Below are 24,574 nucleotides of genomic sequence, written 5' to 3'. Positions count from 1 at the left end.
GCCTGCCATCAGCCGCGATGATCGGAGCCTCTCATGCGCGCAACGCGCCTTGCATTCCATGCCGTCCTGTTGCCGGCGGTCTTTTCGATAGGTCCCGCTTTCGCCGTGCCGGCGCTGCAGGCGCATCGCGCCGTCTACGACCTTACCCTCAAGAAGGCGGACGACCGCTCCGGCATCACCGGCATTACCGGTCGCATGGTCTATGAATTCAACGGCTCGGCCTGCGAAGGCTATACGGTGAAATTCCGCTTTGTCACCCAGATCGCCACCAGCGACAACACCAAGCTTACCGACCAGCAGACGACGACGTTCGAAGACGCCGAAGGCAAGACCTTCTCGTTCGTGACCAAATCCTTCGTCGACCAGAACCTCGACAAGGAGGTCAAGGGCGTCGCCACAAAGGAAACGAAAGGGCTGAAGGTCGATATCGACAAGCCCGAGAAGAACAGCCTGGAACTTGCCGCCACCCAGTTTCCGACCCAGCATCTGGTCGAATTGATAGACAAGGCCGAGAAGGGTGAAAACTTCTATCAAACCAATCTGTTCGACGGCTCCGAGGACGCCAACAAGGTGATGTCCACCACCGTCGTCGTCGGCAAGAGGACCGATGCCGACAAGGCCGATCCGGAAGCACCGGCGCTGGCCAAGCTTGCCACCGACAAATACTGGCCGGTCGACATCGCCTATTTCGACGACAGTGCCAAGAACGGAGAAGAAACGCCGGAATACCGGATCAGCTTCAAGCTGCACGAGAACGGCATCACCCGCGATCTAACCATGGACTATGGCGATTTCTCCATGACCGGCAAGCTGGTCAATCTGTCGCTGTTCGACCAGACGAAGGCCTGCCCGACGAAATAAGCTCCGATTTGCCTCGACGCAGCGCCGTCGCGGTCCACGGCTTGAAAGCGTCGCGGCGGCTTCTCATATTCTCGAGGCCGCCGGCCGCTTCATCTTCTGTGCGAATCCGTTCTATCATCGCTCGTCGCCGGTACCGGTCGGCGGAAGAAGGAATGCGGCGAGCCTCATGGCGGTCTATGTCGACGCGGCGATCTGGAAATGGGTTGGCCATCGCTGGTGCCATCTGATGGCCGACGACACCGATGAACTGCATCGTTTCGCCGCGCAACTCGGCATCAAGCGCTCATCCTACCAGGGGCCGCCGAAGACATCGGCGCCGCATTATGACATAACCGGTTTCGAGCGCGACCGCGCGGTGCGGCTCGGTGCCATCGAGTGCAATCGTGAAGAGATCGTCGCGATCTTCCGGCGGGTGAGGGTGCCAAAGGGTAAGATAAAGCGTTGAGGGCACGCGCGGATCGCCGCAGGCGCGCCGCAATGCGTCGTTGCGCTTGCGTTTGGAGCACTTCCCCTCTATATGCGCGCTCATTCCACACACGGACTTTGGTGTCTGCCCGGGAGAAATCCGGCTGAAACCTCCGGTGGCATCGAGGACTTCGTCCGAAAATGCCTGTGTCCGTGGAGGCTAACCGGAAAGGAAAATGAGAATGGCTCTGCCTGATTTCAGCATGCGCCAGCTTTTGGAAGCTGGCATTCACTTCGGCCACCAGACCCACCGCTGGAACCCGAAGATGGCGCCCTATATCTACGGCGCCCGCAACAACATCCACATCATCGACCTCAGCCAAACGGTGCCGTTGCTGCACCAGGCGCTGAAGCAGGTTTCCGACACCGTCGCCAAGGGCGGCCGCGTGCTGTTCGTCGGCACCAAGCGCCAGGCGTCCGACATCGTCGCCGATGCCGCGCAGCGTTCGGCCCAATACTATGTCAATTCGCGTTGGCTGGGCGGCATGCTGACCAACTGGAAGACGATCTCGAACTCGATCCAGCGCCTGCGCAAGCTCGATGAGATGCTGGCCGGCGAGGCGCAAGGGTTGACCAAGAAGGAGCGTCTCAATCTCGACCGCGAGCGCGAGAAGCTCGACAAGGCTCTCGGCGGCATCAAGGACATGGGCTCGACGCCCGACCTGATGTTCGTGATCGACACCAACAAGGAAGCGATCGCCATCCTCGAGGCCAAGCGCCTTGGCATTCCGGTCGTCGCCATCATCGACTCGAACTGCGATCCGGACAAGATCGACTTCCCGATCCCCGGCAATGACGACGCCGCGCGCGCCATCCAGCTCTATTGCGACCTCGTCGCGAAGGCTGCCATCGACGGCATCGCCCGCCAGCAGGGCGCGCTGGGTGTCGACATCGGCGCTTCGGTGGAAGCTCCGGTCGAGCCGGTGCTCGGCGAAACTCCGGCGGCGGAAACTCCGGAAGCGTGATAGCGAGGGCCGGTCACGGCCTTCATCTTTCTAATATTTTGACGCGTTAAACGGACGCACCGTCGAGATCTGATGGTGCGTCGGCGCATTTGAACAAAGAGGCGACAATGAGCATTTCGGCTGCACAGGTCAAAGAACTCCGCGACTTGACCGGCGCGGGCATGATGGACTGCAAGGCGGCGTTGAACGAGACCAACGGCAACATGGAAGAAGCCGTCGACTGGCTGCGCAAGAAGGGTATCTCCAAGGCCGACAAGAAGGCAGGCCGCACCGCGGCCGAGGGCCTGATCGGCGTCGATTCCGGCGTGCGCGAGGCCGCGGTCGTCGAGGTCAATTCCGAGACCGACTTCGTAGCCCGCAACGCCGCCTTCCAGGAGATCGTCGCCAACGTCGCCAAGGTGGCGCTGGCCTATGGCACGAGCGAGGCCGTGGCTGCCGCGAAGTACCCGGGTTCGGACAAGTCGGTCACCGACACCATCAAGGACGCCGTCGGTACCATCGGCGAGAACATGGGCTTCCGCCGTTCGGCCAAGCTCACCGTTCCGCACGGCGCCGTCGCGACCTATGTTCACAACGCGGTTGCCGACGGCCTTGGTAAGCTGGGCGTCCTGGTCGCTATCGAGACCACGGGCAACGAGCACGCGGCCAATGCATTCGCCCGCCAGGTCGCCATGCATGTCGCCGCCACCAACCCGATGGCGCTGACCACCGAGGAACTCGATCCCGCGGCAGTCGAGCGCGAGAAGGCGATCTTCGCCGACCAGGCTCGCCAGTCCGGCAAGCCGGAGGCGATCATCGAGAAGATGGTCGAGGGTCGCCTGCGCAAGTTCTACGAGGAAGTCGTGCTTCTGAAGCAGGCCTTCGTGCTCAATCCCGACATCACCGTCGAGAAGGCGTTGAAGGATGCCGAGAAGGAGATCGGCGCTCCGGCCAAGATCTCGGCCTATCTGCGTTTCGCGCTCGGCGAAGGCATCGAGAAGGAAGCGACCGATTTCGCGGCGGAAGTCGCGGCGGCGGTCAAGAAATAGCCCGAAGAACAAGTAAGGCTAAACGGCTCAGGCAACTCGGCCGGGTGTCCGCATGGATGCCCGGCCGATTTCTTGTGCGGTGTCGATGAAGGCCCTCAGCTTCGGCGCCATCGACGCCCGGCGCGGAAAGTAAAGGAAAAGGCCGGGTTCCTCGATTGCCGTCTTTGGCAGGACCTGGACGAGGCGTCCTGCGGCAAGATCGACGCGCACCAGCGGCTCGAACACATAGGCGAGCCCGACCCCTGCAAGTGCAAGATCGATCGCCGCCAGCGAATCGGTCACGACGGCCGTGCCACGCGTCTCGACCCCGACCTCCTTGCCATTGTCGTTCAGATCCCAGCGATAGAACGCGCCGGAGCGGAGAAGCCTGTAGCCTATGCAATTATGGTTCGCGAGGTCGGCCACGTCGCAGGGACGGCCGTGCCTTCCGATATAGTCCGGCGAGGCGACGAGCACGGCCTTGAAGGGCTGCGTCAGCCGTATGGCGGTCATGTCCTGCGCGATCATCTCGCCCAGCCTAATGCCGGCGTCAAAACCTTCCCCGACAATATCGACCAGGGCTTGATCGGCGAAGACCTCGACCGTCACATCCGGATAGCGTTCGGCCATGGCCGCGATCACGGGCGTCACCGCCAAAGGGATAGCGATGTTGGACGCATTGATCCTGAGCAGGCCGGAGGGCCGCCCCTTGACGCCGCGGATGCGGTCCATCCGCTCCGCGATGTCCTGGAGGGCAGGGCCCGTTGTCTCCACCAGTGCCTTGCCGGCTTCGGTCAGCGAGACGCTACGTGTCGTGCGCGCAAACAGCGGCTGGCCGATGCGCTCTTCCACCAGCCGCACAGCATGGCTGACCGCCGACGGGCTCATGCCGAGCTCGGCCGCGGCAAGCGCGAAGCCGCCGCGTCGCGCCACGGCAACGATGACGGGCAGGTGGGTGAGCAGGTCCCGGTCCATTCATGAATGATATCCCATAGTCTTTGCGAACAATGCAATCTTATCGATGGCGGCGCGTTGATCCACATTGTCCTCGATACATCGTCGGCGGGCTGATTTTCCAGGAGACGAGACATGAATGCTTTGAAACACGTGACCTTCGCTGCAGGATTGGCGCTGGCGCCGATCGATGCCGGCGGAGCCGGACCGGCGGAGTGGCAGGCGCTTGCCGACGAGCGCGCGGTCATCCGCATCGCCGATGCCATCGACCGCGCCGTCGATGCACAGGACTGGAAACTTGCCCGCAGCTATTTCGCGGATCGGGTTACCGCGGATTTCAGCAGCCTGTCCGGACAGCCGGCGGCCAACATTGCCTCCGATGAGCTGATCGGCGCCTGGGCCGGCAACCTCAAGGGCAGCAAGACCAGCCTGCATCTGCGCACTAATCACCAGGTCGTTCTCGAAGCGGACACGGCGACCGTCCTGTCGAACGGCTATGCCTGGAACCGGATGGAAGGCAATGGCGAGCCGCTTTGGGAAGTCTGGGGCACATATGAGCACCACCTGACCCGCTCCGGCGCGGGTTGGAAGGTCGACGGCTTCACCTTCCGCGTGACCCATGAGCGCGGCAATCCCTGGGTCAAGACGACACCCGGCCAATAACCCAACATCAAACTCGATCGGAGAATATCATGACCATGAACTACTACACGCTTGGCAACAGCGGCTTGCGCGTCAGCCGGTTGGCGCTGGGCACCATGACCTTCGGCACCGAATTGGGCTGGGGCACTGACAGGGACACAGCCCACGCAATCTTCGACGAATATGTCGAGGCGGGCGGCAATTTCTTCGACACGGCCGATCTCTATACCGGCGGCACCGCCGAGACCTGGCTCGGCGAATTCGTCGCCGAGCGCGGATTGCGCGACAAGGCGGTGATCGCCACTAAATTCACCTTCAATTCAGAACCGGGCAATCCGAACGCCGGCGGCAATGGCCGCAAGAACATCATGCGCGCCGTGGACGCCTCTCTGAAGCGGCTCGGAACCGACTATATCGACCTCTATCTCATGCATGTGTGGGACAGGCTGACGCCGGCCGAGGAGGTGCTGCGCACGCTGGACGACCTGGTGCGCGCGGGCAAGGTGCGCCACGTCGGCCTTTCCGATGTGCCGGCCTGGTATGTCGGGCGGGCGCAGGCGATCGCAGAATTGCGCGGCTATGAGCCGATCTCAGCCCTGCAGCTCGAATATTCGCTGGCCGAACGCTCGATCGAGCATGAGTTCGTGCCTTTCGCCACGCATCATGGCGCCGGCGTCATGGTTTGGAGCCCGCTGGCCAGCGGCTTGCTCAGCGGCAAATATCGCCCGACGCAAGCCGGCAATGCCGGCCGGCTCGACGGTTTCCGCAACACCACGCATCCGAGCTTCCGGAAATTCAGCGACCGCAATTGGGCGATCGTGGCCGAGCTCGAAAAGGTGGCCGCCGAACTCGGCCGCAGCATGGCCCAGGTGGCGCTCAACTGGGTGGCGACGCAGCCCGGCGTCGCAACCGTCATCCTGGGCGCGACCAAGCTCGCGCAACTGCAGGACAACCTCGCGGCGCTGGATTTTTCGATTGCCCCCGAACTCCGCAAGCGGCTGGATTCGGTGAGCAGCATGCCGGCGCCGTTCCCGCATTCCTATTTCGGGCCCGAGATCCAGGTCAGGGTGGCCGGCGGTGTCGTGACCGGCGACAAGCCCTCCGGCTATTCGCCGCAGGTTCTGGTGGAAGGCGAGGCGGTCAGCATCAGCAGCAACTGATCGAAAAAGCCTGGGATTTTGCGCAAGGGCGCGGCGTGACATCGCCGCGCCCTTCGTGTATCGGGTCGAACCATCATGCCAGCGCCGCCAGGCGAAGCGGGGCAGTTTCGCCTCCTGATTTGCCGCGCCGAGATTTTCGAGGACCAGATGACGGTGAAGCCCCTCTACCGACGTGTCTTGCTGAAAGCGTCTGGTGAAGCGTTGATGGGCGAACAGCATTTCGGCATCGACGTCTCGGTCGTCGACCGCATCGCCGGCGACATCGCCGAAGCCCGCGCGCTCGGCATCGAGGTTGGCGTCGTCATCGGCGGCGGCAATATCTTTCGCGGTGTGGCGGTTGCCTCCAAGGGTGGCGACCGCGTCACCGGCGACCATATGGGTATGCTCGCCACCGTCATCAATTCGCTGGCGCTGCGCACCTCGCTGAACAAGATCGGCGTCGATGCGGTGGTTCTTTCCGCGATCGCCATGCCTGAGCTTTGCGAGAGCTTTTCGCAGCGCCAGGCAACCGCCTACATGAACCAGGGCAAGGTGGTGATCTTTGCCGGCGGCACCGGCAATCCGTTCTTCACCACTGATTCGGCCGCGGCACTTCGCGCCGCTGAAATCGGCGCCGACGCGCTGTTCAAGGGCACACAGGTCGACGGCGTCTATTCTGCCGACCCGAAGAAGGACCCGAACGCGACGCGTTTCGAGCGCATCAGCCATGCCGAAGTGATAAATCGCGGCCTTTCCATCATGGATACGGCAGCGATTGCACTTGCGCGCGAAAACAACATTCCGATAATCGTCTATTCGATCCACGAAAAAGGTGGTTTCGGCGATATTCTAAGGGGCGGCGGCCGCTGCACGGTCGTCGCGGACGATTGATCCGGGGCCTGATCGCGGAAAAGGCGAAAAACCGGTTTCGAAATCAGGCTCGAACACGGGGCCTTGCCCCGAAAGCAGTGAACCCGCGTCAGACGGGTCGAGGAGACTAAGATGAGTGGTGAGTACGACGATCTCAAGCGGCGCATGGATGGGGCAATCGCCGCGTTCAAGCATGACCTGGCTTCGCTGCGGACCGGTCGCGCTTCCAGCAACCTGCTCGACGCTATCCAGGTGCAGGCCTATGGCACCAGCATGCCGATCAACCAGGTGGCCAATGTCACGGTGCCTGAGCCGCGCATGATTTCGGTGTCGGTCTGGGACAAGTCGATGGTGGGCGCGGTCGATCGCGCCATCCGCGAATCCAATCTGGGCTTCAATCCTATCGTGGACGGCACCAATCTCAGGATTCCGCTTCCGGAACTCAACGAGCAGCGCCGTAAGGAACTCGTCAAGATCTCGCATGGCTACGCCGAGAACGCCCGTGTCGCAGCGCGCCATGTGCGCCGCGACGGCATGGACTTCCTGAAGAAGGCGGAGAAGGACGGCGTCATCAGCGAGGACGATCAGCGCAAGCGCTCCGACCAGGTCCAGAAGCTTACCGACGAAACGATCAGCACCATCGACCACCTGCTTTCCGACAAGGAAGCTGAAATCATGCAGGTTTAGGGTCTGGCCGGCGGCTGGCCCGAAAGCGAGATCATGGCAACGCCCGCGCATGTCGCGATCATCATGGATGGAAACGGACGCTGGGCCAAGGCGCGCGGCATGCCGCGGCTCGCCGGCCATCGCGCGGGCGTAGAAGCACTGCGCAAGACGGTGCGCGCCGCGCCCGATCTCGGCATTTCCTACCTGACTGTCTATGCCTTCTCTTCGGAAAACTGGTCGCGGCCGAAATCCGAAGTCAGCGACCTGATGGGCCTGTTGAAGCTGTTCATTCGCCGCGATCTCGCCGAACTGCACCGCAGCGGCGTGCGCGTCAGGATCATCGGCGACAGGGCAGGGCTGCAGCCCGATATCAGGCTCCTGCTCGAAGAAGCCGAAGCGCTGACGTCGGCCAACGAGGCGCTGACGCTGATCATCGCCTTCAACTACGGCGGACGCGACGAGATCGTGCGCACGGCGCGCAAGCTTGCCTCGGCCGTCGCGCGCGGCGAGCTCGACAGCGAGGCGATCACCGCCGAATCCTTTGCCGGCTGCCTCGACACGCAAGGCATTCCCGATCCCGAACTGGTCATACGCACCAGCGGTGAGCTTCGCCTTTCCAATTTTCTTCTGTGGCAGGCTGCCTATAGCGAGCTTGTGTTCCTGCCCTGCTATTGGCCCGATTTCAGCCGAGAGCATCTAGCCGAGGCCTTGCGCGAGTTCGCCGGGCGCGAACGCCGTTTTGGCGGGCTGGATCCGCAAGATGTCGCTTCGAGGCCGGCCGCGGGATGAGCAATCTCCAGCTTCGCGTTCTTTCGGCGGTCGTGCTTGCCATCGCGACGCTTGGCCTGACCTGGTTCGGCGGCCTGCCGTTCCGGCTGCTTTCAGCCGCGATTTCGGCGGTGATCTTCTACGAATGGACGCGCATGTCTCGCCCTTCCGGGACGACCGGGCTCGGTTTTTTGCCGGAAGCGCTGCTGCTGGTGTTTCTCGGCGCCCTGATCACCGGCCTGCCTGCCTTGTGGCTGCTGCTTCTGGTGGCTGCACTGGTCGCCGTCACGGCCATCGCCGCCCAACTGCGCGGGGCCGGGCAGTGGGATGCCTCCGGCCTTGCCTATGCAGCCGTCTCGGGTCTTTCCCTTGCGCTTCTGCGTGACGGCGACCATTCCGGCCTCGTCGCCATCCTGTTCCTGTTCGCGGTGGTCTGGGCGACCGACATCTTTGCCTATTTCGTCGGCCGGGCCGTCGGTGGCCCGAGGCTGGCGCCGTCCATCTCTCCCGGCAAGACGCGAAGTGGCGCGCTCGGCGGCGCCGTGGGCGGGGTCGTTGCGGGGCTCATCCTGGCCGTCGCCGCCGGTGCGGGCAACCTGCCAATGCTCGGTCTCGTCGCGCTCGCGCTTTCAATCGTCTCCCAGGCTGGCGACCTCCTGGAATCCTGGGTCAAGCGCCGCCACGGCCGCAAGGATTCGGGCGCGCTCATTCCGGGCCATGGCGGCGTCATGGACCGTGTCGACGGGCTTGTCGCGGCGGCTTTCGCCCTATACGTCATCGGCTGGATTTCGGCGGGCGCCGATCAGCCGGCACAGGGGCTGTTTCCCATTTGAACGGCATCGTTCCACGATCGATGCGGGCGCGCCTTGGATTCGCCTGGATTGATGTCACAGTCGCGGCGCAACGGTGTCGCGGAAGAACTGAGGATTTGAGTTGAACGAGATTCTTCACGCGATCTTCGGCATGGAAGGCTTCCTTCTCGGCACGCTCGTGCCCTTCCTGTTCGTGCTGACCGTGGTCGTGTTCGTCCACGAGATGGGCCACTATCTCGTTGGCCGCTGGTGCGGCATCGGCGTCAGGGCCTTTTCGATCGGTTTCGGCCCGGAACTCTTCGGCTTCAACGACAGGCACGGCACGCGCTGGAAGCTCTGCGCCATACCGCTTGGCGGCTATGTCAAATTCGTCGGCGACATGAACGCCACCTCCAGCCAGCCGTCGACGGAAGAGATCGAAACGCTGACCGACGAGGAACGCAAGGTCGCCTTTCACACCCAGCCGATCTGGAAGCGGGCGGCGACGGTGGTGGCCGGGCCGCTGTTCAATTTCCTGCTGACGATCGTCGTCTTTTCGGTGCTGTTTTCAGCCTATGGCCGCTATGTCGCGGAACCCATGGTGGCCGAGGTGACCGCCGGCAGTCCGGCGGCGAAAGCCGGCATCCTGCCCGGCGACCGATTCGTCAGCGTCGACGGCAGCAAGATCGAAACCTTCGGTGACGTCCAACGCCTGGTTTCGGGCCGGGCCGGCGACAGCATCACCTTCGTCATGCTGCGCGACGGCAAGGAAGTGACCGTGACCGCCACGCCGCAGCTGATGGAGCAGCAGGACGCGCTCGGCAACAAGGTCAAGGTGGCCGTGATCGGCGTCGTCAACAACCAGGAACTCGGCCAGCCCAGGCTGATCACCTACAGCCCCGCCGGCGCGTTGGCCGCGGCGGTGGAGGAAACCGGGCACGTCATCCAGCGCACCGGCCAGTTCCTGCAGCGTTTCGTCGTCGGGCGCGAGGACAAGTGCCAGCTCGGCGGCCCGGTGAAGATCGCGGACATGGCCGGCAAGGCGGCGAAGCTCGGCTTCGAATGGCTCGTGCAGCTCGTCGCGCTGCTGTCCGTGGGCATCGGCATCCTCAATCTTTTGCCGATTCCTCCCCTCGACGGCGGCCATCTCCTGTTCTACGGCGTGGAGGCCGTCATCCGCCGGCCGGTGTCGGAACGGATGATGGAAATGGCCTATCGGGCCGGTCTGCTTCTGGTTTTGGGCTTCATGGGTTTCGTATTCTGGAACGATCTGTTTGGATGCTGAAATCATGAAGAAATTTGGCGTCGGCATGGTCGATGTTGAGACGCCGTTTACCATGCACGGGGATATGAGTGACGCGAAAGCCACGCACCAGGGTTAAGTAAATACAAATTAACCAGAAGCCTTGCGTGTAGGGAAAATCCGGTTAATACGGTACGGGAAATTACCGCACGTCCGGTTTTCTCGCCGTGGGGACTACGAGAAAAGGTTATTAAGCCCGATGAAGGCAGCATCCAAGTTTTTGAGCGCCGCTTCCGCGGCAGCCCTGTCCGCGGCTTTGGTCGTGCCAGGTGCGCTCGCAGTGCAGTTCGTTGCCACATCGGCGGCCGAAGCCGCTGTCGTCAGCAGGGTGGAGGTGAGCGGCAACCAACGTGTCGACGCCGATACCATCCGCAATTACATCACCATCAAGCCGGGCAAATCCTTCTCCAGCTCCGACATCGACAGCGCGGTCAAGGCGCTGTTCGGAACCGGGTTGTTCTCGGATGTGCAGATCAATCAGGTCGGTTCGACGTTGGTGGTCAAGGTTTCCGAGTACCAGGTCGTCAACCAGGTGTTGTTCCAGGGCAACAAGAAGCTCAAGGACAACGCGCTTGCGGCTGCCGTGCAGTTGAAGCCGCGCGGCACGTTCTCGCAGGCGGCGCTCGACGCCGATGTAGAGTCGGTCAAGGCCGCCTACAGGCGTATCGGCCGTGACGATGCCGCCGTGACCACCGAGGTCATGCAGCTCGGCGACAACCGCGTGAACGTGGTCTTCCATGTCAATGAAGGTGATCGCACGCAGATCGCGGCGATCAATTTCGTCGGCAACAGCGCCTATTCGAGCCGCCGCCTGTCAGATGTGATCACGACCAAGCGCTCGTCCTGGGTTTCGTTCATCCTGCGCGACGACGTCTACGACGACGACAAGCTGCGCGCCGACCAGGAGCTGCTGCGGCGCTTCTACTACAATCACGGCTATGCCGACTTCCAGGTCGTGTCCGCTGTCGGCGAGCTCGACAACGCGACCAACAAGTACACGGTCACCATAACCGTCCAGGAAGGCGAGCGTTATACGTTCGGCGACATCAGCGTCGAAAGCACGATTCCGGAAGTCGACTCGAAGGCGCTGGAATCGGTGGTCGAGACCCACAAGGGCGACGTCTACAACGCCAAGAATGTCGAGGACACCATCATTGCCCTGACCGAGAAGGTGGCCGGCTCCGGCTACGCCTTCGCGCAGGTCACGCCGCGTGGCGACCGCAATTTCGAGAATCATACGATTTCAGTGGTCTACACCATCGACCAGGGCACCAAGGCCTATGTCGAGCGTATCGAGATCCGCGGCAACGACCGCACGCGCGACTATGTCATCCGCCGCGAGTTCGACGTCAGCGAAGGCGACGCGTTCAACCAGGTGCTGATCCAGCGCGCGAAGAAGCGGCTGGAAGACCTCAATTACTTTGACAAAGTCGAGGTTTCGACGGTGCCCGGGTCGGCGCCGGACCAGGTCGTGCTGGTGGTCGACGTGGTCGAAAAGTCGACCGGTGAATTCTCTGTCGGCGCCGGCTATTCGACCGGTGGCGACACCGCCGGTCCGTCCGTCGAAGGATCGATCACAGAGCGCAACTTCCTCGGCCGCGGCCAGTTCATCAAGGTGTCGGCGGGTGGCGGCAAGAACTCGCGCGATTACAGCCTTTCGTTCACGGAGCCGTATTTCCTCGGGCGCCGTATCGCCGCCGGCTTCGATATCTACAAGCGGACCAGGGAATACGACGACTACGACAGCGATACGTTGGGCGCGACGGTGCGCTTCGGCCTGCCGATCACCGACAGCATCTCGACCCAGCTGGCGTATAATATTTCCCGGGAGAAGTATGAGCTGGATGACAGTTGCGACGACAACGGGGACGGTGTTCCCGACTCAGGCTGTGATGTTTCCGAGGCTATCTTGGATGGCATCGATCAAAGCCCGTGGATCAAGTCGTCGGTCAGCCTGGGACTGGTCTACAACACCATCGACGACATGAAGAACCCGCATGAGGGTATCTATGCCACCTCCACCGTGGAAGTGGCAGGTCTCGGTGGCGATGCAAAGTTCGTAAAGGTGACGGGACGCGGCAGCGTCTATCAGACGCTGTCCGAGCAGTTCGATCTTGTCGGCCTCCTTTCGGGCGGTGCCGGCCATGTCGAAGGCTACGGAAACGACGGCGATCTGCGCATTTTCGATCATTTCCAGAGCACCGACCGCATGATCCGCGGTTTCGCCTATGGCGGCATCGGCCCGATTGCTTCCGGCACCAGCGGCGATCATCTCGGCGGCACCACCTATTTCAACGCCTCGGCGGAAGCGCAGTTTCCGCTGCCGGTCGTTCCGGAGAGTTTCGGCTTGCGCGGCGCGGTCTTTGCGGATGCCGCCACGCTCTACGGCAGCAAGATCGACGACCAGAGTTTGGTCGATCAATCGTCCACTGGCATGCAATGGCGCGCCTCGGTCGGTGTCGGCCTGATGTGGGCTTCGCCGTTCGGCCCGATCCGTATCGACTATGCGATCCCGGTCAAGAAAGAAGCAAGGGACGACGTGCAGGAATTCAACTTCGGCATATCGACCCGCTTCTGACCGGCGGATGACGATGCTCCCGGATCGTTGAGGTCCGGGAGAAAATGTTCCGATCTAGCTGGATATAGCTTCTGGAATGACCGATCCGGTGTTCTTCGCGCCATCACGCCGGTATACGGCGGGCGAAGTCGCGAATCTGACCGGCTCGGTGCTTGTCGATTCCGGCCAGTCCGGCGTTTTCATCGACGCGCTGGCGCCGGCCAACGAAGGCGGCGAGAATGCACTCGTTTTCGTCGATGGCAAACGCAATTCCTCGCTGATGCCGTCGCTGCGGGCGGCTGCGGTGCTGTGTCCTGCGGAGTTCGCCGGCAAGGCGCCTGCCGCCATCGCCGTCCTTGTGCATCCCCGTCCGCAACAGGCATTCGCGCTGGTCGGACGACTGCTGTTTCCGACAGCGGCGACCCCGGGGCCGATGACCGGTGAAACCGGTATCTCGCCGCATGCCCATATCGATCCGAGCGCACATGTCGAGGAAGGTGCCGTCGTCGAAGCCGGCGCGGTGATCGGTCCTGCGGTGTCCATAGGCGCCGGCACCGTCATCGCGCCTCACGCCGTCGTCGGCCGTTCCTGCCAGATCGGGCGTGACGGCTATATCGGCCCGGGCGCCAGCGTCCAGTATGCCTTGATCGGCAACCGCGTCATCATCCATGGCGGCGCCCGGATCGGCCAGGACGGCTTTGGCTTCGTTGCCGGCGCCAAGGGGCCGGAACGTGTTCCGCAGATCGGCCGCGTCATCATCCAGGACGATGTCGAGATCGGTTCCAATTCCACCGTCGACCGCGGCGCCATGTCCGACACGATCATCGGCCAGGGCACCAAGATCGACAATCTCGTGCAGATCGCGCATAACGTCCGCATCGGTCGCAACTGCATCGTGGCCGGACTTTCGGGTATCTCCGGTTCCGTCGTGGTGGGCGACAATGTCACCATGGGCGGCGGCGTCGGTCTTGCGGATCACCTGACCATAGGGTCGGGCGCGAAGCTTGCCGCGAGAAGCGGATTCATGAGCAATGTGCCCGCGGGCGAGATCTGGGGCGGCTATCCGGCACAGCCGATGGCGGAAGCCATGCGCGAGATAGCCATGCTGCGCAAGCTCGCCAGGACCCGCAAACAGGGCGAGGGGAGCAATGGCTGACATCACCGGGACGACGCTGGAAGCAGTCGACATATTGGGGCTGATGAAGCTCCTGCCGCATCGCTATCCGTTCCTGATGATCGACCGCATCGTCGACATTGATGGCGACGAATCCGCCACCGGCATCAAGAACGTGACCATAAACGAGCCGCATTTTCAGGGTCACTTCCCCGAGCAGCCGGTCATGCCGGGCGTGCTCATCGTCGAGGCGATGGCACAGACTGCCGGGGCCATCTGCATCCGCAGTCTTCGCACTGAAAAGCCGTCGCTGGTCTATTTCCTGACCATCGACAACGCCAAGTTCCGCAAACCGGTCGTTCCCGGCGATCAGTTGAAGATCCATGTCAAGAAAATCAAGAAACGCGGCAACCTGCTCAAATTCGCCTGTGAAGCCCTGGTCGACGGCAACAAGGCCGCCGAGGCCGAGATCTCAGCCATGATGGTCACCGGCGACTGACAATCGAATGCTTATGAAAATCAAGACATCCATCCATCCTTCCTCCGTCGTGGAGGAAGGCGCACAAATCGGCCAAGGCGTCCGCATAGGACCGCTCTGTTACGTCGGCGCAGATGCCGTGATTGGCGACGGCGTGGAACTGGTCAGCCATGTCTCGGTGATAGGCGCGACGACGATCGGCGCGTCGACCAAGGTCTATCCGATGGCGATACTGGGCGGGCCGCCGCAGAACACCAAGCACAAGGGCGGCCGCACCACGCTCGTCATCGGCGAGAACTGCACGATCCGCGAAGGCGTCACCATGCATGTGGGCACCGATACCAGCCGCGGCGAAACGACGGTCGGCGACAATGGCAATTTTCTCGCCTACGCCCACATCGCCCATGACTGCGTCGTCGGCAAGAACGCCACCTTCGCCAACGGCGCGACGCTGGGCGGACACTGCGAAATCGGCGACAACGTCTATATCGGCGGTCTCAGCGCCGTTCATCAATTCGTGCGGGTAGGCGACAACGCTTTTCTTGGCGGGTGCTCGGCTTTTGTGGGTGATGTCATTCCCTATGCCATGGCGGCGGGAAATCGGGCCAGCCTGCGCGGCCTCAACATCATCGGGCTCAAGCGCTCCGGTCTGCCAAGATCCGAGATCTATCTGCTGCGCAGGGTCTATAAGACAATATTCGACCGCTCGCGCACCGTTGGCGAGAACATCGAATTCGCCAAGGCGGAATTCGCCACGTCACCGACCGCCATGAAGATCATCGATTTCATCTCCAGTCGCGGCAAGCGGCACTATGCTGTGCCATCGCTCAAGGGGAGCGATGGCGATGACGGCGATGACGAAGACTGAGGCGGCGGCAGCGGATTTCGTTCTCTCGCCGGGGGCCAGGGTCGGCATCGTCGCCGGCGGTGGCAGCCTGCCGGTGGAAGTCGCGCAAGGCCTGGCCGCGCATGGCTACCCGCCCTTCATCCTCTTGATGGAAGGTGAGGCCGACCGCCAGCAGGAGTTGCTCCGATACGAACACGACAGCCTCGCCCTCGAGCAGATCGGTTCACTGGTGGCGACGCTGAAGCGCCACGGCATCACTCATGTGGTCCTTGCCGGCGAAATCAGACGCAGGCCCCGGCTGACCGACATCCGTCCTAGCCTCGGCTTGCTGGCGATCGTGCCGTCGGTGATCATGGCGCTGGCGCGCGGCGATGACGGACTTTTGAAGGTGGTGACACGCGGCCTGGAGAAGCGGGGCATCAAAGTGGTCGGCGCGCATGAGGTCGTTCCCGAACTGGCCGCCGGCGAAGGCACACTGACCACGGCGAAACCAAAGCAATCGGACTGGCGCGACATCGAGGCGGCCAGGCTGGCCGCCAAGGCCATCGGCGCGCTTGATATCGGGCAGGCGGCAATTGCGATCGGAGGCCGGGCCATCGCGCTGGAAGGCATTGAGGGCACGAGCGGCCTGCTCGAAAGAGCGCGCGCGCTGCGCGGCCATGGCAGGCTTGCCGGAAAGACCCGCGGAGTGCTGGTCAAATGCGCCAAACCCGGCCAGGAGCTGCGGGCCGACCTGCCGTCGATAGGGCCGCAAACGGTGGAAGCAGCGTATGCGGCGGGGCTTGCCGGCATTGCCGTCGAAGCGGGGCGCTCGCTGATCCTGGAAGGGCCGGCAACGCTGTCGCGGGCGAACGCGCTCGGTCTGTTCATCGTCGGCCTGCCAGCGGCGGAGCCGGCGCATGGCTGACAAGGCGCTGAAGATCGCAATCGTGGCCGGCGAGGAATCCGGCGACCTGCTTGGCGCCGACATCGTGCGCTCGATCAAGCAGTCGACGGGGCGCGAGGTGCAGATCGTCGGTCTCGGCGGCCGCCATCTGCAGGCGCTCGGGCTGGTTTCGCCGTTCGACGCCGGAGAGATCGCCCTCATGGGCTTCAGCGCCATCTTGCGTGACCTGCCGCGGCTGATGCGGCGGATCGGCCAGCTGGCCAGCACGGTCGCGGATGCGAAGCCCGACTGCCTCATCACCATCGACAGCCCCGACTTTTCGCTGCGCGTGGCCAGGAAAGTGCGCGCGGCCAACCCGTCCATCCCGATTATCCACTATGTCTGTCCCAGCGTCTGGGCATGGCGGCCGGGCAGGGCGGTGGCGATGAAGCCCTATGTCGACCACATCCTCTGCATCCTGCCGTTCGAGGTGAAGGAGCTAGGCAGGCTCGGCGGACCGCCAGGGACCTATGTCGGACATCGCCTCACCCATGACGCGGGCGTGCTCTCGGCAGCCAGGACGCAGGCCCAACCGCGGGATCTTTCGCCGGATCGCCTGAAGACGCTGCTCGTCCTGCCCGGCTCGCGACGCAGCGAAGTGCGGCGGCTGCTCGAGCCGTTTGGGGAGACCGTGTCGATGCTGCGGGCACGCGGGCATCGCCTGCGGCTGATGTTGCCGACCGTGCCGCATGTCGCCGATGTCGTGCGCTCGGCGGTCGCTCGCTGGGACGAGAAGCCCGAGATCATCCTCGACCCTGAGCGAAAGTGGCAGGCCTTCGGCAAGGCTGACGCGGCGCTGATCGCGTCCGGCACGGTTTCGCTTGAACTGGCGCTGTCCGATGTGCCGATGATCTCCTGCTACCGGCTTGACCCTGTTGCGCGCATCGTGGCGCCATATCTCGTTTCGGTCTGGTCGGCGCTGCTACCCAATCTGATATCGGATCGGGCGCTGATCCCGGAATTCTACAACGAGTATGTCAAGCCGAACAATCTGGCCCGCCAACTCGAAGCGCTGTTCGCCGACACAGGCATGCGCAGATGGCAGAAGGACGGGTTCGCCGAGATCGCGCGGCGCATGACAACCGCCAAGCCGTCAGGCGACATCGCCGCGCAGGTGGTGATGGGGTATATCAAGAGAGTGAGTAGTGAGTAGTGAGTAGTGAGTAGTGAGTAGTGAGTAGTGAGTAGTGAGTAGGATTACCGCTCTTTCCCTACTGACTACTGACTACTCACTTTTATTCACTTCTTCCTTTTACCGCTTCGCGATCGGCACGTAGTCTCGCTCCGGCGCGCCGGTGTAGAGCTGGCGGGGGCGGCCGATCTTCTGGCGCGGATCCTCAATCATCTCCTTCCACTGCGCGATCCAGCCGACGGTGCGGGCGACGGCGAACAGCACGGTGAACATGGTGGTGGGGAAGCCCAGCGCCTTCAGCGTGATGCCGGAATAGAAGTCGACATTGGGGTAGAGCTTCTTCTCGATGAAATAGGGATCGGTGAGTGCGATCTTCTCCAGTTCCATGGCGATGTCGAGCAGCGGATCGTCCTTGATGCCGAGTTCGCCCAGCACCTCATGCGCGGTCTTCTGCATGATCTTGGCGCGCGGATCGTAGTTCTTGTAGACGCGGTGGCCAAAGCCCATCAGCCGGAACGGATCGTCCTTGTCCTTGGCGCGGGCGATGAATTCCGGAATATGATCGACATGGCCGATCTCGCCGAGCATGTTCAGCGCCGCTTCGTTGGCGCCGCCATGCGCCGGGCCCCACAGGCAGGCGATGCCGGCGGCGATGCAGGCGAACGGATTGGCGCCAGACGAGCCGGCGAGCCGAACGGTAGAGGTCGAAGCGTTCTGCTCATGATCGGCGTGCAGGATGAAGATGCGCTCCATGGCGCGCGCCAGGACCGGGTTGATCTTGTATTCCTCGCATGGCACGGCAAAGCACATGTGCAGGAAGTTGGCGGCGAAATTCAGTTCGTTCTTCGGGTAAATGAAGGGCTGGCCGATATGGTATTTGTAGGCCATGGCCGCGATCGTCGGCATCTTGGCGATCAGCCGCATCGACGCCACCATGCGCTGGTAAGGATCCGAGATGTCGGTGGAGTCGTGATAGAAGGCCGACAGCGCGCCGACCACGCCGCACATCACCGCCATCGGATGCGCGTCGCGGCGGAAGCCGGTGAAGAAGCGCGACATCTGCTCATGCACCATGGTGTGGCGCGTCACGCGGTAATCGAAATCGTCCTTCTGCGCCTTGGTCGGCAGTTCGCCGTAGAGCAGGAGATAGCAGACTTCCAGGAAGTCGCCATGTTCGGCCAACTGGTCGATCGGATAGCCGCGATGCAGGAGAATGCCGGCGTCGCCATCGATGAACGTGATCTCGGACTCGCAGCTTGCCGTCGAGGTGAAGCCGGGATCGTAGGTGAAGGCGCCGGTGGTGCTGTACAGCGTGGCGATGTCGATGACGTCAGGCCCGACTGAACCACTTCGCACCTTGAATTCGTGCGTCTTGCCGGCGAATTCCAGCTTTGCCGTGGCTTCCTGGGTCTTGCCGCCCAGTTCCCGTCTTGTCGCAGCTTCGGTCATTGCAAACTCCTTCTTGTTTCCTCATGCCGGCAAAGGCAAATTCTGCAAAGCGACACGTCGAAGTCACCGAATGCGCGTAATCGCGACCGCATTTTAGGAAGTGCGTGCCAGATTGGGCCAAGGCTCAATGTTGCACTGCGAAACGCGCCTTTCAATGCCAATCTTCTTGGGCCAGATTGCTCCTAATCGATTTGATCGGCGATGCGCGCCAGGCTCTCCTCGCGACCAAGCACGGCGAGAACGTCGAACACGCCGGGCGAGGTGCTCTTGCCTGTCAAGGCGGCGCGCAAGGGCTGGGCGACGGCGCCGAGCTTGTAGCCGCCGGCCGTCGCATAGTCGCGGATCGCGGCTTCAGCCGAGGCCGCCGTCCAGTCGCCTGAAACCGCCTCGAGCGCGTCGTGAGCGCCACGCAGGACCTTGCGCGCATCGTCATTGAGCAGCAGGGCTGCCTTCTCATCGATCGGCAACGGCCGCGCGGCAAACAGGAAGGCAGCGCCATCGACGAGTTCGACCAGCGTCTTGGCGCGCTCCTTCAGGCCCGGCAGCGCTGCCAGCAACTGCGCCCTGTTCCGGTCGTCGAGGCGTGCGGCCATCGCCGGGCCGCCCTCGAGATAGGGCAAGGTGGCAATGAAGATATCGAACAGCTCGGCATCGCCCATGCGGCGCATGTGGACGCCGTTTAGCGCCTCCAGCTTGGCGAAATCGAAGCGGGCGGCGCCCTTGTTCACATCGCCGATGTCGAACCATGCGATCATGTCCTGGATCGACATGATCTCATCGTCGCCGTGGCTCCAGCCGAGCCGAGCCAGATAGTTCAGCAGCGCTTCGGGCAGGTAGCCCATGGCGCGGTAGGCCTCCACGCCCAGCGCGCCGTGCCGCTTCGACAGCTTGGCGCCGTCGGCGCCGTGGATCAGCGGTATGTGCGACATTGAAGGCACATCCCAGCCCATGGCGATGTAGATCACGGTCTGGCGGGCGGCATTGGTCAGGTGGTCGTCGCCACGGATGATGTGGGTGACGCCCATGTCGTGATCGTCGACGACGACGGCATGCATGTAGGTCGGATTGCCGTCCGAGCGCAGGATGATGAAGTCGTCCAGATCCTTGTTGGGAAAGCGCACGTCGCCCTGGACACGGTCATGCACCACCGTCTCGCCCTTGGTCGGCGCCTTGATGCGGATCGCGCCCTTGACGCCAGGAGGCGCCTGCGAGGGGTCGCGGTCACGCCAGCTTCCGTCATAGCGCGGCGGCAGGCCCTTGGCCCGCGCCGCGTCGCGCATTGCCTCAAGCTCGGCAGGGGTCTCGTAGCTGTAGTAAGCCTTGCCCATGCGCACCAGCTCTTCGGCCACCTCGCGATGGCGCGGCGCGCGCTCGAACTGCGAGACGGCGTCGCCGTCCCAGGTGAGGCCGAGCCAAGTCAGTCCTTCGAGAATGGCTGCTGTCGCCGCATCGGTGGAGCGCTCGCGGTCGGTGTCCTCGATGCGCAGCAGCATCGTACCGCCGGTGTGCTTGGCGTAGAGCCAGTTGAAAAGCGCCGTACGCGCGCCGCCGATGTGCAGGTAGCCGGTGGGCGAGGGGGCAAAACGGGTGACAACCTTGTCGGACATACAACTCTCGGGAAACGTCTGGAGCGGGGTGCGGATCACACGCACTTTCGCGCGTCGCGCGTTCATGTAGCATAGGGTGTCGAGGGCGCAAGGGGCAGACCCGATGGCTGGAGCGGGCCGGGGCGCGGAGGAAGGCGAGGACGTCGTTGCCGGCGTCAGCGAACGCTCTCTTTTTGCCATGCCCGCGCCCGCCTCATTGCCGCTGGCGTTGCCGCCCCTACAGCAGCCGGGCAAGTCGCCGCCGGCGGATGTTTCCACGCCGCCCGGCATTCCCGCAGCCGGCGCGGCCGTGCGTCTGCGCCGTGAGTTCGGCCGTGCTTCATGGCCTCGTCTGCGCAACGGCGTGGCCAGAGCGTCCGAGCTCGAACTCGATCGGGGCATAGCCTTCCTGCTCGTCCCGGTGTTCCTGGCATGCGGATCGATCGCCTATTTTTCGCTGGCGGCGGAGCCGGGCTTTGCCAAGCCTGTCGCGGTCGCGATCCTGATGTCGCTGTGCGCGCTCGTTTCACGCTCATGGCCGAAAACGCATCTGTGCTTCATGGCGGCGCTGTTGTGCGCGCTCGGCATGCTCGCCGGCAAAGTCGAGACGTGGCGAGCGGGAACGCGGATGCTGGGCTCGGAAATCTCCACGCAAATCACCGGCCGCGTCGTTTCGGTCGACCAGATGGAGACCGGGCGCATCCGGCTGACCATCGATGTGACATCGACCGCGCGGCCGAAACTACTCTACGCGCCGGAGCGCGTTCGCCTTTCGGCACGCAAGGTGCCGGCTGAAGTGACGGCCGGTTCGCTCGTGACCGGCTATGCCAGGCTGTTGCCGCCGACCGGACCGGTGCGGCCGGACAGCTACGACTTTTCCTTCGACAGCTACTTCGCCGGCATAGGCGCCAGCGGCTTCTTTCTCGGCAACCCCAAAATCGTCTCAGCCGATGACAGGCCGCTGTGGGCCGCCCTTTCAGCCGCCATCGAGAGTGCTCGCGAAAGCATTGCCGACCATATCAGGGGCAGCATCGGCGGTGCCGAGGGCGAGATCGCCGCGGCGCTGATCGTGGGTGTGCGCGCCGGGATCCCCGACGAGATCAATGAAGCGATGCGACGCACCGGCATCTACCACATCATCTCAATTTCCGGGCTGCACATGGCGCTGGTCGCCGGCACGGTCATGGGTCTGCTGCGTGGCGGCTTCGCGCTGTTCCCGAATTTTTCCTCCCGCCGGCCGGTCAAGAAATACGCGGCCGCGGCGGCACTTTTCTCGATCGCCGCCTACCTCGTCATTTCGGGCGTCGTTGTCGCCGCCGAACGCAGCTTCATCATGCTGGCGGTGATGCTGATCGCCGTTCTGTTCGATCGGGCGGCACTCACCATGCGCAATCTGGCTATTTCGGCGATCGCCGTCATCGTGGTGTCGCCGCACGAGGTGGTAGGGCCGAGCTTCCAGATGTCGTTCGCCGCCACCGCGGCCCTGGTCGGCGCCTATGCCGGCTGGTCGGATCGCAAAGCCGACAAAGCGCGGACCCCGCCGCCGCAACGGACCTTGCCTGGCCTGCTGACGCGAAAATTGCTGCTGGCGACAGGTGGGCTGGCGATGACCTCGATTATCGCGGGAAGCGCCACGGCGCTTTTCGCCATCTGGCATTTCCAGCGCGTGTCGCCGCTCAGCCTGTTCGCCAATCTTGCCGTCATGCCGATCGTTTCGGTCGTGATGTTCCTTGCGGTTGCCAGCGCGCTGCTGATGCCGTTCGGGTTCGATGGACCATCCCTTTATCTGATGGGCAAGGGACTGACCGCGATGATCGCCATATCAGGATGGATCTCGCAACGCTCGCCGGTCGACGCGGTCGGGTTGATTTCGCAGCAATCCGTCCTTCTGGTGGCGATCGCTCTGGTCATCGCGACGATGGCCACGACATGGCTGCGGCTGGCGGCACTTCCCTTCGCGCTCGCCGGTCTGTTGACCGTCTCGGACACGCGCACGCCGGACGTGCTGATTTCGGAGGATGCTCGCCTGGTGGCACTGCCGATCGGCGGCGGCGAGCTCGCGATCAACCGGGCGCGCCCGAACGAATTCACCGTCGATAACTGGAAACGGGCGCTGAAGTCCGAAACCATCGTTGCGCCGGAACTGTTCGACAGCGGAGACCGACAGTTCGACATCTTCGATCCCGCGCAACTTCCGGCGGGAGCGCCTTTCTATTGCTTCACGGGCCTGTGCATGGCCCGGCATACCTCGGGGGCGATCATCGCGCAGGTGGAGGATCGCAAGGACGCCTGGAGGGCCTGCTCCTATGCGGATCTGATCGTCATCAACGACCCCGCGGGCTACGACCCCTGCCACAATCCGCTGGTTCTCGTTATCACCAAGCGGCAGCTCGCTCGTAAGGGAAGTGCCGCCGTCTTCTTCGACCGGCAATCGGCGACGGCACCGGGACGGGTCAGCTTTGCCGTCGACAGGCCATATCGGCCTTGGCACGAACAGCGAAAATTCTCACGCGAGGCAAGGGGACTGCCGCCTTACCGTAAACCCGAAAAGCCCACCGCCGACCCCGCTCAGTAGCGCCTGATCAGGCCGACCAGCTTGCCTTGCACCTTGACCCTGTCCGGTCCGAAAATACGTGTTTCATAGGCCGGATTGGCAGCCTCGAGCGCAATCGAAGCACCCTTTCGGCGGAAGCGCTTCAGCGTTGCTTCCTCCTCGTCCACCAGGGCCACGATGATCTCGCCGGGACTTGCGGTGTCGGCATTGCGGATGATGACCGTGTCGCCGTCGAAAATGCCGGCCTCGATCATCGAATCGCCCTTGACCTCCAGCGCATAGTGTTCGCCGCCCATGATCATGTCAGGCGGCACTGAAATGGAATGCGTCTGATGCTGGATGGCGTCGATCGGCACACCCGCTGCGATGCGACCCATGACCGGGATCGACACCGCTGAAACCGCATCGTCGTCATTGCCGGCAGCGGGCAGACGCGAAGACGTCGCCGGCTTGATCTGCCGGCTAGGGCTGCTGCCCTGTCCGAGGCTGCCCTGGATGACGCTCGGGGAGAACTTCTTTGCCGCGTTAAGACCCGGCGCGATCGAGTCCGGCAGGCGCAGCACCTCCAGCGCGCGCGCCCGGTTGGGCAGGCGGCGAATGAAGCCGCGCTCCTCCAACGCCGTGATCAGCCGATGAATTCCCGACTTGGAGGCGAGGTCCAGCGCTTCCTTCATCTCGTCGAAGGACGGCGGAATGCCGCTTTCCTTCAGCCGTTCATGGATGAACATCAAGAGTTCATGTTGCTTGCGCGTGAGCATGGCGGCCCCCAAAGGCATTGCACGAAGGGTCTGGAACCAGAATCAGAAAACAAACCCAGAACAAACACTATCTGTTCCAGTTGTGTTCCGCAACCATTTAAAGTTTAATGAATTTGTTAAGGCGACGGAAACGAAATGCCCTCCCGCAGCCAGCATCCTGCCAGCGCGGTCCGTCGTCAATGCGCTCCCGGGCCCTTTGAGACTATTTTGGTTAATGGCCTGTGGCCCGACCGTCTCCACTCTTGGCACAAGCCTGCAAGCTGGGTGACCGGCAGGTGCGGGGTGCGTTTGGGCGGATTAAAAACCCCTGCGGCTCGTGAACGAAACGAAACCAAAATGCCAACTTCCTGCCGGAAAACGACGAGGCACCACCACTGGTCGCGATGGGCTGCGTTCGCTCGCTCCTTGCTTCCCGTTCGCTTGACGAAACCGTATAATAATGTACGGTTTTCGAAGAGGAACACCAATGACCACGCCGAAGCAGGCCGCGCGACGCGAACGGATAGAGGAGGCCGCCTATGCGGTGCTCCGGGAAACCGGCTACAAGAGCGCCTCCCTGCTTGCTATCGCCAAGCGGGCATCGGCCTCGAACGAAACCCTCTACAACTGGTACGGCAACAAGCAGACCCTGTTTCGATCCTTGATCGAAGCCAATGCGGAGAGGCAAGGAAGCTGCTGGAGGACGCCCTTCACCAGGCGCGCGATCCGCTCGAAACCCTGAACTTGCTCGGGCCAGTCCTGCT

Annotated in this window: 23 protein-coding genes; 19 read left to right on the top strand and 4 right to left on the bottom strand. The window is 62.9% G+C overall.

The window, feature by feature from the left end; genetic code table 11:
• Window positions 1–33 precede the first annotated feature (33 nt).
• The 4 genes from ACIU1A_RS11485 to tsf all read left to right on the top strand — a co-directional run bounded on the left by ACIU1A_RS11485 (window position 34) and on the right by tsf (window position 3,319).
• Window positions 34–861: a cell envelope integrity EipB family protein gene (locus ACIU1A_RS11485; protein WP_140525242.1), complete on the top strand. Its 828-nt coding sequence runs from the start codon at window positions 34–36 to the stop codon at window positions 859–861.
• A 166-nt stretch (window positions 862–1,027) separates the two neighbouring features.
• Window positions 1,028–1,306, top strand: a complete 279-nt coding sequence (locus tag ACIU1A_RS11480) for a DUF4031 domain-containing protein (protein WP_140557707.1) — start codon at window positions 1,028–1,030, stop codon at window positions 1,304–1,306.
• A 202-nt stretch (window positions 1,307–1,508) separates the two neighbouring features.
• Window positions 1,509–2,291 carry a 30S ribosomal protein S2 gene (rpsB, locus tag ACIU1A_RS11475; RefSeq protein ID WP_404927324.1) on the top strand — a complete coding sequence of 261 codons (783 nt, stop codon included), beginning with the start codon at window positions 1,509–1,511 and terminating at the stop codon, window positions 2,289–2,291.
• A gap of 107 nt (window positions 2,292–2,398) precedes the next feature.
• Window positions 2,399–3,319 carry a translation elongation factor Ts gene (tsf, locus tag ACIU1A_RS11470; RefSeq protein ID WP_140498706.1) on the top strand — a complete coding sequence of 307 codons (921 nt, stop codon included), beginning with the start codon at window positions 2,399–2,401 and terminating at the stop codon, window positions 3,317–3,319.
• 27 nt (window positions 3,320–3,346) lie between these two features.
• Here the strand turns inward: tsf and ACIU1A_RS11465 are convergent, their stop codons facing one another.
• A complete protein-coding gene (locus ACIU1A_RS11465; protein WP_404927323.1) occupies window positions 3,347–4,273 on the bottom strand; it encodes a LysR family transcriptional regulator in 927 nt (308 codons plus the stop codon).
• 114 nt (window positions 4,274–4,387) lie between these two features.
• Here ACIU1A_RS11465 and ACIU1A_RS11460 point away from each other — a divergent pair, with 114 nt between their 5' ends.
• The 13 genes from ACIU1A_RS11460 to lpxB all read left to right on the top strand — a co-directional run bounded on the left by ACIU1A_RS11460 (window position 4,388) and on the right by lpxB (window position 17,505).
• Window positions 4,388–4,915 carry a nuclear transport factor 2 family protein gene (locus ACIU1A_RS11460; protein WP_404927322.1) on the top strand — a complete coding sequence of 176 codons (528 nt, stop codon included), beginning with the start codon at window positions 4,388–4,390 and terminating at the stop codon, window positions 4,913–4,915.
• Window positions 4,916–4,944: 29 nt separating this feature from the next.
• Window positions 4,945–6,054 carry an aldo/keto reductase gene (locus tag ACIU1A_RS11455; protein WP_224678226.1) on the top strand — a complete coding sequence of 370 codons (1,110 nt, stop codon included), beginning with the start codon at window positions 4,945–4,947 and terminating at the stop codon, window positions 6,052–6,054.
• 147 nt (window positions 6,055–6,201) lie between these two features.
• Complete coding sequence (gene pyrH, locus ACIU1A_RS11450) at window positions 6,202–6,924, top strand: UMP kinase (protein ID WP_140498986.1); 723 nt, start codon at window positions 6,202–6,204, stop codon at window positions 6,922–6,924.
• A 111-nt stretch (window positions 6,925–7,035) separates the two neighbouring features.
• Window positions 7,036–7,590, top strand: coding sequence for a ribosome recycling factor (gene frr, locus ACIU1A_RS11445; protein WP_140498698.1), 555 nt, complete (start codon window positions 7,036–7,038; stop codon window positions 7,588–7,590).
• A gap of 33 nt (window positions 7,591–7,623) precedes the next feature.
• Window positions 7,624–8,358 carry an isoprenyl transferase gene (locus ACIU1A_RS11440; protein ID WP_140515355.1) on the top strand — a complete coding sequence of 245 codons (735 nt, stop codon included), beginning with the start codon at window positions 7,624–7,626 and terminating at the stop codon, window positions 8,356–8,358.
• Window positions 8,355–9,170, top strand: a complete 816-nt coding sequence (locus tag ACIU1A_RS11435) for a phosphatidate cytidylyltransferase (RefSeq protein WP_140498694.1) — start codon at window positions 8,355–8,357, stop codon at window positions 9,168–9,170. Before ACIU1A_RS11440 ends, ACIU1A_RS11435 begins: the two co-directional genes overlap by 4 nt.
• Window positions 9,171–9,270: 100 nt before the next feature.
• A complete protein-coding gene (gene rseP / locus ACIU1A_RS11430; protein WP_140498692.1) occupies window positions 9,271–10,413 on the top strand; it encodes an RIP metalloprotease RseP in 1,143 nt (380 codons plus the stop codon).
• A 217-nt stretch (window positions 10,414–10,630) separates the two neighbouring features.
• Window positions 10,631–13,009: an outer membrane protein assembly factor BamA gene (bamA, locus tag ACIU1A_RS11425; RefSeq protein ID WP_404927902.1), complete on the top strand. Its 2,379-nt coding sequence runs from the start codon at window positions 10,631–10,633 to the stop codon at window positions 13,007–13,009.
• A gap of 76 nt (window positions 13,010–13,085) precedes the next feature.
• Window positions 13,086–14,144 (top strand): UDP-3-O-(3-hydroxymyristoyl)glucosamine N-acyltransferase, encoded by a 1,059-nt coding sequence (lpxD, locus tag ACIU1A_RS11420; RefSeq protein ID WP_140525234.1) that lies wholly within the window; start codon window positions 13,086–13,088, stop codon window positions 14,142–14,144.
• Window positions 14,137–14,601, top strand: coding sequence for a 3-hydroxyacyl-ACP dehydratase FabZ (fabZ, locus tag ACIU1A_RS11415; protein WP_140498686.1), 465 nt, complete (start codon window positions 14,137–14,139; stop codon window positions 14,599–14,601). Before lpxD ends, fabZ begins: the two co-directional genes overlap by 8 nt.
• 13 nt (window positions 14,602–14,614) lie before the next feature.
• Window positions 14,615–15,448, top strand: coding sequence for an acyl-ACP--UDP-N-acetylglucosamine O-acyltransferase (gene lpxA / locus ACIU1A_RS11410; protein WP_140498684.1), 834 nt, complete (start codon window positions 14,615–14,617; stop codon window positions 15,446–15,448).
• Window positions 15,435–16,334: an LpxI family protein gene (locus tag ACIU1A_RS11405; protein WP_404927901.1), complete on the top strand. Its 900-nt coding sequence runs from the start codon at window positions 15,435–15,437 to the stop codon at window positions 16,332–16,334. The genes lpxA and ACIU1A_RS11405 overlap by 14 nt, the downstream gene beginning before the upstream one ends.
• A complete protein-coding gene (gene lpxB / locus ACIU1A_RS11400; protein WP_140729160.1) occupies window positions 16,327–17,505 on the top strand; it encodes a lipid-A-disaccharide synthase in 1,179 nt (392 codons plus the stop codon). The genes ACIU1A_RS11405 and lpxB overlap by 8 nt, the downstream gene beginning before the upstream one ends.
• A 99-nt stretch (window positions 17,506–17,604) precedes the next feature.
• Here lpxB and gltA read toward each other — a convergent pair whose 3' ends face one another.
• Together gltA and gltX are read right to left on the bottom strand one after the other, a co-directional pair.
• Window positions 17,605–18,933: a citrate synthase gene (gltA, locus tag ACIU1A_RS11395; protein WP_140498678.1), complete on the bottom strand. Its 1,329-nt coding sequence runs from the start codon at window positions 18,931–18,933 to the stop codon at window positions 17,605–17,607.
• A 182-nt stretch (window positions 18,934–19,115) separates the two neighbouring features.
• A complete protein-coding gene (gene gltX / locus ACIU1A_RS11390) occupies window positions 19,116–20,540 on the bottom strand; it encodes a glutamate--tRNA ligase (protein ID WP_404927321.1) in 1,425 nt (474 codons plus the stop codon).
• 103 nt (window positions 20,541–20,643) lie between these two features.
• Here gltX and ACIU1A_RS11385 point away from each other — a divergent pair, with 103 nt between their 5' ends.
• Window positions 20,644–23,094: a ComEC/Rec2 family competence protein gene (locus tag ACIU1A_RS11385; RefSeq protein ID WP_404927320.1), complete on the top strand. Its 2,451-nt coding sequence runs from the start codon at window positions 20,644–20,646 to the stop codon at window positions 23,092–23,094.
• On the opposite strand, the gene lexA is transcribed toward ACIU1A_RS11385, so the two are convergent.
• Complete coding sequence (lexA, locus tag ACIU1A_RS11380) at window positions 23,088–23,831, bottom strand: transcriptional repressor LexA (protein WP_140498674.1); 744 nt, start codon at window positions 23,829–23,831, stop codon at window positions 23,088–23,090. The genes ACIU1A_RS11385 and lexA overlap by 7 nt on opposite strands.
• A 439-nt stretch (window positions 23,832–24,270) precedes the next feature.
• On the opposite strand from lexA, the gene ACIU1A_RS11375 reads away from it, so the two are divergent.
• Window positions 24,271–24,552 carry a TetR/AcrR family transcriptional regulator gene (locus ACIU1A_RS11375; protein WP_404927319.1) on the top strand — a complete coding sequence of 94 codons (282 nt, stop codon included), beginning with the start codon at window positions 24,271–24,273 and terminating at the stop codon, window positions 24,550–24,552.
• The last annotated feature ends 22 nt before the right edge of the window (window positions 24,553–24,574 follow it).

Source organism: Mesorhizobium maamorense, from assembly GCF_044998965.1.
Classification (GTDB): Bacteria; Pseudomonadota; Alphaproteobacteria; order Rhizobiales; family Rhizobiaceae; genus Mesorhizobium.
The sequence above is the reverse complement of the archived record's forward strand: the minus strand, read 5'-3'. Positions and strand labels throughout refer to the sequence as shown.